The organism is Ancylobacter polymorphus (assembly GCF_022836935.1).
In the GTDB taxonomy this organism is placed as follows: Bacteria; Pseudomonadota; Alphaproteobacteria; order Rhizobiales; family Xanthobacteraceae; genus Ancylobacter; species Ancylobacter polymorphus_A.
Map to the genome: position 1 here is coordinate 211,156 of NZ_CP083240.1, position 13,213 is coordinate 224,368.

The window sequence follows — 13,213 nt, forward strand, 5'->3', positions numbered from 1 at the left end:
TCGACGGTTATTCGGCAGGTACGGCCAGGGGCAGGGGACCGGCACCGATCGTGCGGGCCCCGCCTTGCCTAGTTCCGCGAGCGCGAGAGGATGCCGCGACCAACCACCTGCGCCTGAATTTCGGCAGCGCCCTCGAAAATGTTCAGGATGCGCGCGTCGCACAGGACGCGGCTGATCTCGAACTCCAGCGCGTAGCCATTGCCGCCGTGGATCTGCAGGGCGTTGTCCGCGCTCGACCAGGCGACGCGTGCTGCGAGCAGCTTCGCCATTCCCGCCTCGATGTCGCAGCGCCTTCCTTCGTCCTTGGCGCGCGCCGCGGCATAGGTGAACGTGCGCGCCAGCACCGCTTCGGCGAACATGAGGGCGATCTTGTCCGAGACCCGCGGGAAGTCGATCAGTGGCCGGCCGAACTGATGCCGGTCGAGCGCATATTGCCACGCAAGGTCATAGGCGTTGAAGGCGACGCCCACGGCGCGTGCCGCCGTCTGAACCCGCGCGCCCTCGAAGGTCTGCATGAGCTGCTTGAAACCATTGCCGGTTTCGCCGCCGAGCAGGCCGCTGGAAGCGACCTCGAAGCCGGAGAAGGAGATTTCGTATTCCTTCATGCCGCGATAGCCGAGCACGGCGATTTCGCCGCCGCTCATGCCATTGGCAGGAAAGGGATCCGCATCGCTTCCGCGCGGCTTCGGCGCGAGAAAGACGCTGAGGCCCTCATAACCACGACTGTCCGGCGCGGTGCGCGCCAGAACGGTCATCAGGTCGCTGCGGGCGGCATGGGTGATCCAGGTCTTGTTGCCGTCAATCTCCCAGCCGCCGTCAGTGCGCCTGGTCGCCCGCGTCCTCAGGCCGCCGAGGTCGGAGCCATGGTCCGGCTCGGTGAAGACGGCCGTTGGCAAAACCTCACCGGAGGCGAGACGCGGCAGCCAGCTATCCTTCTGCTCGTCCGTGCCGCCAAGCAGGATCAACTCGCCGGCGATCTCCGAGCGGGTGCCGAGCGAGCCGGCGGCGATCCAGCAGCGGCTGAGTTCTTCCGAGATGATGGACATTGCGAGCTTGCCAAGCCCGAGGCCGCCGTATTCCTCAGGGATGCAGACGCCGAACGTGCCGAGCTCGGCGAGCTGGCCCACGACCTCGTCGGGAATGAGTTCGTCGGCGAGATGCCATTGATGGGCGTAGGGCCGGATCCGCTCGGCACCGAACCGCCGGAATTGATCCCTCACCATGTCGAGCGTCTTGTCGCCGACGCTTTCGGAAACGCTGCCGTCGCGGCGCAGATGGTCGATGAGAGCCACGCGTACTTCCAGCAGCGCATCCGCATCCGTAAGCGCGGCAAGCCTGTCGTCGCGACGGACCCGTTCCGCCGCCTCGTCCAGCCCCAGCTCGGCGGGGCGGAATATCTCCGACTGGCTCATCGGAATGCCACCGACGAGCTGCGCCAGATATTCCGCGACGCCGATACGCAACGTCAGTTCCTCGCCGGCGGACAGTGCATCCTGTGCGGCCAGTTGCTGTGCCCATTCGGAGGCGCTGGAAATCGCGTTCGCGGTGGTGGAGATCCAGGCGAGGCCGTGCAGGATGCGCTGGTGACGATGCGCAAGCTTGGCGTCGAAGGCCGCGTTCGAGGTCAGGCGCTCAAGGCTGGCCTCGCGTGCGGTCGCGGCGAAGGTCGTTGCCGCATCTGCCGCGGCCGCAAGCGCCTCGAGGAACTCAGTGCTGTTCATGGGAATCTCATATTCCATCGACGAATCGGTCTACTTGACGAGCTTCTGGTCATGCAGGCGGCCGATTTCGCCAGATGACAGGCCGAGGAGGCTCGTGAGCACTTCGTCGGTATGTTCGCCAAGAAGCGGTGCCCTCGTGGCCGCATGACGCGGCATTCCGGGGGCGGTGAAGGTAGCGCCCGCAGCCGGGTAGCTGTGGCCGCTGGGCTGCTCTATCTCCGCGAAGATCGGATTGGCGCCCACCAGCCGCGGGTCGGTGGCGACGGCATCCTTCAATGTGGCATAGGGGCCCCAGCATACATTGTTGCTCTCGAAGGCGGCCGTCACATCGCCATAGGCGCGCGCACAGATGGCGTCGGCGACCAGCGGGACAAGCCGCTCGCGGTGGACGAACCGTGCGCCTTCATCCGCGGCGAACGAGACGTTCAACTCGGCTTCCAAGGCCGCGACGGGAGCGGCGATGTCCAGTGCGGTCGCCAGCCCGGTCCATTGCCGGGGCGTAATGGCCACCACCATGACCTGACGCCCATCTCGGCAGTGGAAGTTCCGGCCAAAGGCGCCGAACAGATCGTTGCCCACCCGCTCCCGGTCGGCGCCGCTGCTGACCTCGGCAACGTTGCCCAGATGCGAGAGGGTGGAAATGGCGACGTCAGAGAGCGGAACGCGAAACTCTTGGCCGCCCATACCTGCACGCCTTTGCCGCTCCGCCACCATCATGATGAAGGCAGCATAGGAGGCGGTTGCGATGTCCCATGCCGGCAGGACATGGTTCACTGGTTCGTTCGCGTCGGTAGCTTCCCCCGTCATGAACGGGACGCCCACCGCCGCGTTCACGGTGTAATCGACGGCGCTCTGCCCGTCGTTCCAGCCCATGATGCGCACCGTGATCAGGTCGCTGCGCCGCGCGGCGAGGCGGGCATGCGAGAGAAAGCCCTCCACCGGGTAATTCGTCACGAACAGGCCGCTGGAGGGTGCCGGCGCGGTTATGAGCGCGAGCGCCAGTTCGCGCCCTTCCGGGCGGCTGAGATCGAGCGCGACCGACTTCTTCCCCTTGTTCAGGCCTTCCCAATAGAAGCTGCGCCCCTCGGCCGAAATGGGCCACCGGTTGGCATCCGGGCCGCCCTGAATGGGGTCGATGCGGATGACCTCCGCGCCGCACTGGCTAAGCTGCAATCCGCACAGAGGCCCGGCAATGAAGGAGGCGCATTCGATGACTGTTAGGTCTGAAAGGAGACGGTACATGCGAACTCATCATGCTTCCGGACGCCGCTTCGCGCGGGCGTCGGTCGACAGGATCCAATCGAAGAAATTCGAAACGTCAAATTCGAAAGGAACACTAAAGTTGACAAAAATTATGTCAACTGTTTCGCAGTGCGAAATTAAATCATAACGGCACCCTGACCTCATAGGTCGGGCGCGGCTGGGTTTCGACCCTTGCCGAGGGGCCGGTGCCAGTTGACCCGCCACTGACTTGTCATCCAGCAGTTATAGCCTCGGTGGGTTTGGCGCGGGATTGCGCGGTGTTGTTGAGATCGGCGGCGTAGGTCGCTGGCGGGAGATATCCGAGCGCCGAGTGGGGGCGTCGGTGATTGTAATCGTCAGCCCAGGTTGAGATCCTGATTCTGGCATGGTCGAGACCGAAGAACAGGCTTTCATTGAGCAGTTCGTCACGCATCCGGCCGTAGAAGCTCTCGCAGAAGCCGTTTTGCATGGGCTGGCCGGGCGCGATGAAGTACCAGGTGATCCGGTTCTCGTGCGCCCAGCCAAGCATGGCATTCGAGGTGAACTCGGTTCCCGCAATGTCCTGATCGTCGACCGCCTGTTCGGCGCGGCTGAGCTCCGCCTTGGCGGTGACAAGCGTCAACAGACCGTGCGGATCGAGCGTACCGATGGGAGGCCGGCGATATGAGCAGCAACGACACGAGTGGCGAGATGCCGCTTGAAGGCCCGAAGACGGACCATGTCGCGGCGATGCGGCTTCGTCCTGAGCCGCCGCGCGTTACACGTCTCTCACGCAAGGTGCTTGCTGGTGCGGGTCTGGTTGCCGGCCTCGGCCTCGGCGCCACATTGATCTACGCGCTGCAAGGTCGCGACAAGGGGACTGCTGGCGAGGAGCTGTATTCCACCGAGAACCGCTCACAAGCCGATGGTCTCGCGGGTCTCCCGCGTGATTACACCGGCCCGATCCTAGGCCCGCCGTTGCCTGGCGATCTCGGCCGGCCAATCCTGAGCGCCCAGAACCGTGGCCAGCCAGTCGTGCCGCCGACTCTACAGCCGCCGCCGTTCGATCCCGAACAGCAGCGCCGCTTTGCTGAACAGGAGGCGGCCCGCACCAGCCGGGTGTTCTTCCAGAGCACGACGGCTTCTATGGGAGCAGCCGTTGGCACCTTACCCAGCATGTCGGCCGCTGGAGGTGCGGACGCTCTAGGAGGCACACCGGCACAGGATCGTCAACTGGCCTTTCTCAATGCCGCCGTCGATCGCCGCGTTGTCGCCAGCGATCGCGTTATGGCGCCGGTATCGCCTTTTGTGTTGCAGGCCGGCGCCGTGATCTCCGCCGCGCTCATCACCGGGATCCGCTCTGATCTGCCGGGACAGGTCACCGCGCAGGTGACCGAGAATGTCTACGACAGCCCGACCGGAGGCGCGCTCATTATTCCCCAGGGCACAAGGATCGTCGGCCAGTACGACAACAATATCGGCTTCGGCCAGAAGCGTGTCCTGCTGGTGTGGAGTCGGCTGATCTTCCCAAATGGCCGGTCCATCGTGCTCGAGCGCCAGCCCGGCGCAGACGCCCAGGGCTATGCCGGTCTTGAGGACGGCGTCGACATGCATTGGTGGGACCTCGCCAAGGCGGTCGGTCTGTCGACGCTGCTCTCCGTCGGCACCGAGCTCGCTATGGACGACGAGGACGAACTGATCCAGGCCATCCAAAGCGGCGCGCAGGACACCATCAATGACGCGGGGCCGCAGATCATCCGCCGGCAGTTGCAGGTCGCGCCGACGCTGACGATCCGGCCGGGTTTTCCGGTGCGCGTCATGGTCACTCGCGACCTCGTTCTCGAACCCTTTGGAGGCTGACCATGGCCAGGTTGAAACTTGGGCCCATCCTCAACGAAAAGCCGGTCAAAGTGTCGGTCGAACTACCGGCTCAGGTTCACCGCGACCTGATAGCTTATGCCGAGGTGCTGGCACGGCAGACCGGTCAGCCGGTCGATGATCCGACAAAGCTCATCGCCCCCATGGTCGAGCACTTCATTGCAACGGATAGAGAGTTCGCCAGGGTTCGACGGGGCGAAGACCGCCAGCCGCACCGGTCAACGGCGCAGCCGACACCGTCGTCATAGTGTGTGCCAGTGACATCGGTCTTTCCAATAAGCGTTTTTTCTAGAGAGCGCGGCAAATGCTCTCCCCCCATAGGAGAGGAGGCGCGCACTCGGGCCGTTGCCGCTCACCTATAACAAAGGCTCCGTCCAACCCAGATCGTGGGATCGCCCCGGCTCGAGCGCCGGGAGCCATACACACGAAGTCGATGTGCACGCCAGAATGCCTAGCGTCACAAGCGCTGAACCCATTAGAGAGGAGGCCGGTCGGGAGATCCGAAAACACGCCGATCTCGAGATGGCTGTGTTCCGTATACTCGATCGCAGCGGCTCGCATTTTCCCCTTGTGGAGTTTGTTGATCGCCGCTTGCGCGCACCAGAACCACTGGCCGGCAAGAGTGAGACGTGCCCCGCCTATATGTCGGGGTGAACCGCCCCACGTTTTCTAGACGCCTTCGGCTTTCGCTTTGTGCCGCCGTTCGAACTCGATTGGCGACAGCATTCCGTTGCGTGCGTGCTTCCGGGTGGGGTTGTAGAACATCTCGATGTAATCGAACACGTCCCGGCGTGCCTCGTCGCGCGTGCGGTAGACCTTTTGGCGGATGCGTTCGCGCTTGAGCAGGTTGAAGAAGCTCTCGGCCACGGCGTTGTCATGACAGTTGCCGCGACGGCTCATCGAGGGCTGCAGGTCGTGGTGTTTCAGGAATGAAGCCCACTCCAAGCTGGTGAACTGGCTTCCCTGATCCGAATGCACCAGCACACGGTCCTTCGGCTTGCGTCGCCAGACGGCGGCCAGCAGCGCCTGAAGCACGACGTTGGTCGTCTGCCGGACCTGCATGGACCAACCGACGACGCGGCGGGAGAAGAGGTCGATCACGACCGCCAGATAGGCGAAGCCCTCGTGGGTGCGGATGTAGGTGATGTCGGTCACCCAGGCCTTGTCAGGCGCCTCCGTGTCAAAACGGCGATCGAGCGTGTTGTCGACCGCCAAGGAGGGCTTGCCTCCATATTGGCCGGGGCGGCGTCTGTAGCCGATCTGCGCCCGGATACCGGCAAGCCGCGTCAGCCGCGCAACCCGGTTGGGACAGCAGTGCTCGCCCATGTCCGCCAGGTCGTCGTGAAGCTTGCGATAGCCATAGACCCTGCCGCTCTCGCTCCATGCCGCCCGGATCAGCTCGGTCTGTCGTTGGTCTTCCAGCGCGCGCTTGCTCAGCGGATCCTTCAGCCAGGCGTAGAAGCCGCTGGGCTGGACGCGGAGGCACCGACACATGGCGCGGATCGAAAACTGCAGACGATGCTCGGCCATGAACGCGTACTTCACTTTGCATCCTTGGCGAAGTACGCGGCCGCTTTTTTTAGGATGTCGCGCTCCTCGGTGACGCGCTGCAACTCGCGCTTTAGCCGGCGGACCTCAGCGGCCTGATCGTCATCGCGGGCCACGGTGGCGGACTTGCCATACCGTTTCCTCCACTCGTAGAGCGAGTACTTGCTGATCCCCAGCCGCGCAGCCACCTCCGCAACCGGATAGCCCCGCTCGGTGATCTGAACGACCGCGTCGCGCTTGAAGTCCTCGGTGAAGTTCGCTTTGCCCATCGGGGGCCTCCTTGCCTCAAATTTAGGGAAGAAGGCGTCCAGGAATCTAGGGGCGGTTCACAACCTACGAGCGGCGTGGGCTGGCGGCAGCCTGACCCACGCCTTCGACCAGCTGCGAGGCACGGGAGAGTGATGACGAGAAAGTTGATCGGCGCACCGTAAGCTCTGGGCAAAAAAGCGGGCTTCCAGCCCGAGCCAGTTATTCGAGAACGGGGCGCGCGGATCTCATCATGGCCTGGCTGCAACAACAGCCCACTCGCGAGAGGCCGGATACATTTATGCAGACTGGATCGTCAGACCGAACCCGAACCTTGCAACGACGGGGCGGACCATACATTTTTTGAGAGAACGTCCTGCAGCATCGCCTTGTCGAGCGACAGGTCCGCAACGATCCGCTTCAGCTTGGCGTTCTCCTCCTCCAGCTGGCGCAGTCGCTTCACTTCCGACGGCATCATCCCGCCATAGCGCTTGCGCCAATTGTAGAACGTCGCCTCGGAAATCCCGGTCTTGCGGCACACCTCACCGATCGCCGTGCCGTCCTCCGCCTGCTTCAGAACGAAGGCGATCTGCGCCTCCGAAAACTTCGATGCCTTCATGGAATTCTCCTCCTCCCCGTGCCGGGGACCATAAGTGGAAAATTCCAGTTCCGGCCGGACCAAAAAACCGGGAGCACGTCATCATGAGGGCGATCGGGGGCTTGTTGCCTCGGCCTCTGCGTTGAGACCACTAACACAGAGGCGGTGGCTCGTTTAGCGTTTCGCCGGGCCGTCCGTTCGTGTCGCGACCGAATGGCGCGCGAGGTGTGTCGTGCATGCGTCACCGTGCACAACGTAAGCTGAACCAATGCTTGCAATAGAGGATATGAATACTCCCCAGGCGGCACGGCAAAAATCAACCATTTCGTACCCTTTCCAGCATCTGGCGCGCGGTACTTCAGGATATATTTGCGCGTTGGAATCAGCAGGCTATTTGCGCCTATATCATTGCTTTGAACGACCGCTGCGTGGCCTACTGCGTCATTTCACTCTGTTTATTCGTGACAATATCCGCGAACGCGCCGAAGAACTGTGCCGAGATCTTCTTGGCAGTCGAATCCAATAGTCGTGCGCCCAACTGGGCTATCTTGCCACCGACATCCGCCTTCACTTCATAGCGCAGGAGCGTGACATCATCGGACTCTTCATGGAGGCACACAAAGGCGCGCCCCTTGGCGAAACCTGCAATCCCGCCCTGTCCCTCCCCGATGATTACATAACTATCGGGTGCTTGAATATCACTGAGGCTTACCCGGCCGCCGAAGGTTGCCTTGATGGGCCCGACCTTCAGCACGACCTTGGCGGCGAACCCATCCTCGCCATCGCGCTCCAGCTCCTCGCAGCCCGGAATCGCCCGTCGCAGAACCTCGGGTTCGTTTAGGGCCGCCCAGACCACTTCTCGTGGCGCCTCGATGCGAGCCTGACCAGTGAGTTCCATGCTCAGTCTTCTCCCTTTTTCTGTTTTTGTCGTATCAGGCCATGCAGCGTGCTTGGCGGCAACGGCATCGCATCGACCTTTACGTTGAAAGGCCGTAGCGCGTCCTCGATGGCGGCGCAGATCGCCGGTGGCGCGCCCATGCGTCCTCCTTCACCGCCTCCCTTGATACCGAATTCGGTATAAGGAGATGGCGTCTCCACGTGCCCCACGCGGATTTTCGGCGGCATCTCGTGAACGGTCGGAATGAGGTAGTCGGCGAAAGAGGCGGTCAGCAGCTGACCGTTCTCATCATACTGGAAGCGTTCGAGCAGCGCCGTGCCGATGCCCTGGGCGGTACCGCCGGTCACATGCCCGCTCAAGGTCACCGGATTGACCACGGTTCCGCAGTCATGGACCGCGACATAGTCCAGGAACGTGACCTGCCCGGTTTCGACGTCGACCTCGATGACCGGCATATGACACATATGGCCCATGATCGGATAGAAGATGCCGAGGTCGGATCGATCCTCCGAGGGCATGGTGGTGAGCGGGTGATCGTAGGTGTAGGCAGCATCGAGGCCGCTGGTCAGGCTTGGATCGTCGGGAAGAGACAGTCGAAACATGTGGGCGTGAAGCGCGACATCCGGGATGGTGACGAACGTGTTGACGTCCCGGGGGCCGATCTTGCCGTCTCGCATTTCGAGTTCCTCGACTGTGCAGCCAAGCATATGTGCGGCGATCTTGAAGAGCTTCGCCTTAATGATATTGCCGGCCCCCACAAGTGCACCCGCGATCATCACCGTGTAACGGCTGCCGCCCGGCCCTGTGCCGGCAAGGCCATGATCGGTATCGGTATAAGTGATGCTGATGTCTGCAGGATCAATCTGGAGCAGCTCGGCGAGAATCTGGGTCGCCATCGTCTCCGGACTGTTGCCCCAGAAGGGAGCGTTGAGCGAGACAAGTGCCTTGCCCATGGCATCGATCTTGACGCTGACCGCCTCCGGCGAACTCGTCAGCGCGAAACCCGGCTCCGGATTCAGCATCCAGAATTCGGTCGAGCTGAAAACGCTGCGCTCCTGGCAGGTGGCGATGCCGATGCCGATGTAACGGCCCTGCTTGCGTAACTCCGCCTGCTTTTTCCGCCAGCCGGCATAGTCAAGCATGCTGAGTGCCTTGTCGAGCACCGCGGGATAATTGCCACTGTCGTAGAGATTCCCGGTCGGAATCTTGTAGGGAAACTGTTCCTGCTTGATGAAGTTCTGTCGACGAAACTCGACGGGATCGAGACCGAGTTCATCGATGGCGGCGTCGACCATTCGCTCGATGACGAAATTGGACACTTCCGAACCAAATCCGCGATAGGCACCCTGCTGGCACTTATTCGAGAACACCGCGGTGATCTCGATATCGACAGATCGGATCTTATAGGGGCCGGTGATCTGCGACAGCGCATTGCCGTGATGGCCAACGCCAAACTGGAAGTAGGCTCCATAGTCGTCGATGCACGAGCAGCGAAGCCCGATCATGTTGTTGGCCGCATCGAGCGCGAGCTCGGCCTCGTACCAACGTTCCGAGCCGTGATTGTCGCACGCGGTGATATTGTCGATCCGATCCTCGATGTATTTCACCGGACGGCGGCAGAGACGCGCCAGCGAGGCGGCCAGAATCGGCACCTTGTGGGCGAACAGCTTGCTCCCGAAGCTGCCGCCGGCGATCGTCGGAATGACATTCAGCTTGTGGGTGGGAACCCCGAGAGAACCGGCAAGCGTGAAGCCGACATAATTATACATAGAGCTGTTGCAATAGACCGTGAACTTGCCGCTGCCGCTGTCGTACTGACCGATGGCGCCCACCGTTTCCATGGGCTGCGCGCCTGATCTCGGCCAATAGAGCTTGCGGCGGACGATCCTGGCCGCATTGGCGAAGTCCTCGTCCGCCGGACCGAACTTGAACCTCCGCTGCAGGGCGATGTTGGTCGGTCCACGCTCGGGATGAAGGATACCGTCGCCGCTTGCCGCCAGCGCGGTTTCTGCATCGGATATGACCGGCAGGCTTTCGTAGTCGACCTCGACAAGATCGAGAGCGTCCTCGGCGACGTAGCGGTTCTCCGCGACGACGACAACGACGGGCTCACCGACATGGCGAACCTTTCCAACCGCGACACAACGTTGCTCGACCGGAGGGTTGGCAAAACAGGGCAACGGGCCGGTCGTCTTCGCAAGGTCCTCGCCGGTCAGCACCTTCACCACGCCGGGCAGACTGGCGGCAGCCTCGCTGCGGATCGAAACAATACGGGCATGAGCATGGGGGCTGCGCAACACGGCCGCGTGCAACATGTTGGGCAGGTCGATGTCATCCACATAGCGGCCGTTGCCGGTCATGATGCGCGGGTCCTCGACTCGCTTCATATTCTGACCGATCCACTTCAGCGCCTGGCCAGGGCGTTCGCGCTGCCGGCTTGGAGGAATGGCGCGAGCGCTGTCCATCGTGGTCATGCTGCTTTCTCCCCGTGGGCGGCACCCGCGCGCATGATTTCTGCGGCGCGCTCGATGGATGCGACAATGTTCTGGTAACCCGTGCAGCGGCAGAGATTGCCGCCGATGGCCTCAAGGATATCCTCGCGGGCGGGATTGCTGTTGCCGCGCAGCAACTCGGCGGCGCTCATGATCATGCCGGGCGTGCAGAAGCCGCACTGCAGGCCATGCTTTTCCCAGAATGCCTGCTGGATGGGGTGCAATTCCTCGGCTGTCCCCAGCGACTCGACCGTTTCCACCGACTGCCCGTCGAGCTGGACGGCGAAGCACAAGCAGGAACGGGTCGCCTTGCCGTCGACCAGGACGGTGCAGGCTCCGCACACGCCATGCTCGCATCCAACATGCGTACCGGGAAGGCTCAGCTCATGCCTCAGAAAGTCGGTGAGCAGCAATCGCGGCTCGACGAGACGCTCGTGGCGTTGCCCGTTAACAGTTACGGAAATCTGGCATTTCGACATGCACGCTCCTCCCTCAAGGTCGTTCAGCGGGCCGATGCGGGCGGCCTTTATTGCGGCGACGCCAGCAGATCACCGCCGAACATCGCCGGATCATCATTCGGACCGCGTGCGCCTATGAGGCCACGGCACGGTCGACGCTTCTCGCCAGCACTCGCTGCGTCAGCACCCGGACAAGTTGGCGACGATAGTCCGACGTCGCATGGAGATCGGCTGGCGGGTCCGATGCCTCGGCCGCAGCGTCCGCCGCCTCTGCAATGACCTCGGCTGTGGGTGCTCGCCCTTCGATCATCGCTTCAACGACCGGCAAGCGCACCGTGTCGCAGCCGATGTTCCGGTAACCGATGCGCACGTTGCGGCACAGGTGATCTCGCACTTCCAGCAACGCTGCGCAGGCGACAAGGGCGAAGTCGCCCTTTCGCTGCGCCACTTCAAGGAACGCATAGCCATGCGGCTTTGGCGGCACCGGCAAGGTGATTGCCACCAGCAGCTCATTGGGTTCCAGGGCGGTCGTGAAGTCGCCCTGCAGGAACTCCTCGACCGGAATCTGCCGTTGCCCGTTCGAACTCTGAACGACCATTGTCGCCCCGAGCACCGACATGATCAGCGGCATCTCGGAGGCCGGATCATTGTGACAGAGGCTCCCGCCCAGCGTTCCACGATTGCGCACGGAATGATGGGCGACTTCATGATAGGCTTCGGCGATCAGAGGGCAGGCCTGCGCGATCGTCGGAGAGTTCAGCAGGGTGTTGTGCGTTGTCATCGCACCGATGTGCAGCACGCCGTCGGCGCTTTCGATTCCGCGCAGGCTCTCGAGGCGGCCGATATCAATCAGGCAGCCGAACTGAACCAGTCGCAAATTCATCATCGGGATAAGGCTTTGCCCGCCAGCGAGAACCTTCGCACTGTCGCCGCGACGGTCCAGGAATGCCAACGCCTCATCGACCGTCCCCGGCCTTTCATATTCGAATGCTGCAGGCTTCATGACTCCTCCCAACATAGTTTTGTTATAGATTGAAGACGTATCCGGACTTGTCGAGAATATGCCAGGCCTTATTAAGCAGTCAGCCGCGCTATACACGAGCACAATACTGCAGGCACGCCCCCCGCGAGCCTGAGCACGTATTTATTTATCAAATGAACATTAATATATGTTTGGTGTCAAGCAGAATGACTTCACGCGACGCGCCAATACGTAACAGGTGACCACCAAGACCTCTGCACGCGCTTCCCCTCGGCATTTCGCGCAAATCAAAGCGCTGGACTGGGAGAGGCGACTAGAAAATCATTCGATAAACAGCGTCGCATCCGTCTGCCTGCGCGTTGTCGAGCCGAGCCAAGGGCGGCATTCGCGCGCCCTGTCAGCCGGCTGTCCATCCACCATCGATAACGAGCGAGCTGCCCGTCATCAACGAAGAAGCCTCCGACGCGAGGAAGATGGCCGCACCGACCACATCGGAGAGCTGGCCGAGCCGCCCGAGCTTTATTTTGGACACGATCTCGCGCCGCTGCTCCTCCTTCTCAAGGAAGGGCTTCGTCATCGGCGTTTCGATAAAGGTCGGACCGATCGAGTTGACGCGAATCCCGACCGGGCCGAGCTCGATGGCGAGCGCCTTGGTGAACCCCTCGATCGCCCATTTGGACGCGCAGTAGATCGTCCTGTTTGCTGCACCGACGTGGCCCATCTGCGACGACATGTTGATGATGGACCCGCGGATGCCACCATTCGCCATGCCGCGGCTGACGGCCTGAGCCGCAAAGATCGCGGACTTCAGGTTCAGATCCATCACCGCGTCATAGTCTTCCTCGGTGACGTCGCTGAGCGGCTTGGGCCGGTTGGTGCCGGCATTGTTCACAAAGATATCGAATGCCGGCAACGCTGCGACCGAACGGCCAAAGTCCCTGATGTCGGTCACGTCCGAAACCAGCGGACGCGCAATGAGACCCTTCCCGCACAATTCGTCGCATGCGTGATGGATCTGATCGGCGGATCGTGCGCAGAGCGTCACATCGGCACCTGCCATCGCCAACGCGTCGGCGATGGCCCGACCTAGGCCGCGTCCAGCTCCGGTGACCAAGGCGCGTCTTCCGCCTAGATGGAAGTTCGCCAGCACATCAACATCGCTCGTCATGGC

At 62.2% G+C, this 13,213-nt stretch carries 10 protein-coding genes and 3 pseudogenes; 3 read left to right on the plus strand and 10 right to left on the minus strand.

What is annotated here, in order from left to right; all coding sequences use genetic code 11:
• Positions 1-68: 68 nt before the first annotated feature.
• The 3 genes and pseudogenes from K9D25_RS22030 to K9D25_RS22040 all read right to left on the minus strand — a co-directional run.
• Positions 69-1,721 (minus strand): acyl-CoA dehydrogenase family protein, encoded by a 1,653-nt coding sequence (locus K9D25_RS22030; RefSeq protein ID WP_244451006.1) that lies wholly within the window; start codon positions 1,719-1,721, stop codon positions 69-71.
• Between the two features lie 30 nt (positions 1,722-1,751).
• Positions 1,752-2,963: a CoA transferase gene (locus tag K9D25_RS22035; RefSeq protein WP_244451007.1), complete on the minus strand. Its 1,212-nt coding sequence runs from the start codon at positions 2,961-2,963 to the stop codon at positions 1,752-1,754.
• A 277-nt stretch (positions 2,964-3,240) separates the two neighbouring features.
• Positions 3,241-3,516: pseudogene (locus K9D25_RS22040) on the minus strand (integrase core domain-containing protein); the annotation flags it as partial.
• On the opposite strand from K9D25_RS22040, the pseudogene K9D25_RS22045 reads away from it, so the two are divergent.
• From K9D25_RS22045 to K9D25_RS22055, 3 genes and pseudogenes are all read left to right on the plus strand, one after another.
• Positions 3,517-3,630 (plus strand): annotated as a pseudogene (locus K9D25_RS22045) (P-type conjugative transfer protein TrbG); the annotation flags it as partial.
• Positions 3,627-4,802 carry a TrbI/VirB10 family protein gene (locus tag K9D25_RS22050; protein ID WP_244451008.1) on the plus strand — a complete coding sequence of 392 codons (1,176 nt, stop codon included), beginning with the start codon at positions 3,627-3,629 and terminating at the stop codon, positions 4,800-4,802. The pseudogene K9D25_RS22045 and the gene K9D25_RS22050, both read left to right, overlap by 4 nt.
• A gap of 2 nt (positions 4,803-4,804) precedes the next feature.
• Positions 4,805-5,068 (plus strand): DUF2274 domain-containing protein, encoded by a 264-nt coding sequence (locus tag K9D25_RS22055; RefSeq protein WP_244451009.1) that lies wholly within the window; start codon positions 4,805-4,807, stop codon positions 5,066-5,068.
• Positions 5,069-5,489: 421 nt separating this feature from the next.
• Here K9D25_RS22055 and K9D25_RS22060 read toward each other — a convergent pair.
• From K9D25_RS22060 to K9D25_RS22090, 7 genes and pseudogenes are all read right to left on the minus strand, one after another.
• Positions 5,490-6,637 (minus strand): IS3 family transposase gene (locus K9D25_RS22060; protein ID WP_244450976.1). Its coding sequence is split into 2 segments (ribosomal slippage): positions 5,490-6,403 and positions 6,403-6,637, totalling 1,149 coding nucleotides; the frame shifts between segments, so codons are not numbered across the junction.
• 338 nt (positions 6,638-6,975) lie between these two features.
• Positions 6,976-7,233: pseudogene (locus K9D25_RS22065) on the minus strand (transposase); the annotation flags it as partial.
• 412 nt (positions 7,234-7,645) lie between these two features.
• Entirely contained in the window at positions 7,646-8,110 is a 465-nt protein-coding gene (locus K9D25_RS22070; RefSeq protein WP_244451010.1) for an SRPBCC family protein, read from the minus strand.
• 2 nt (positions 8,111-8,112) lie between these two features.
• On the minus strand, positions 8,113-10,584 hold the full coding sequence (locus K9D25_RS22075; RefSeq protein ID WP_347881480.1) for a xanthine dehydrogenase family protein molybdopterin-binding subunit: 2,472 nt from the start codon (positions 10,582-10,584) through the stop codon (positions 8,113-8,115).
• Entirely contained in the window at positions 10,581-11,081 is a 501-nt protein-coding gene (locus K9D25_RS22080; protein ID WP_244451011.1) for a (2Fe-2S)-binding protein, read from the minus strand. The genes K9D25_RS22075 and K9D25_RS22080 overlap by 4 nt, the downstream gene beginning before the upstream one ends.
• A 112-nt stretch (positions 11,082-11,193) precedes the next feature.
• Complete coding sequence (locus K9D25_RS22085) at positions 11,194-12,063, minus strand: FAD binding domain-containing protein (protein ID WP_244451012.1); 870 nt, start codon at positions 12,061-12,063, stop codon at positions 11,194-11,196.
• A gap of 376 nt (positions 12,064-12,439) precedes the next feature.
• Positions 12,440-13,210, minus strand: coding sequence for an SDR family NAD(P)-dependent oxidoreductase (locus K9D25_RS22090; protein ID WP_244451013.1), 771 nt, complete (start codon positions 13,208-13,210; stop codon positions 12,440-12,442).
• Positions 13,211-13,213: the final 3 nt, after the last annotated feature.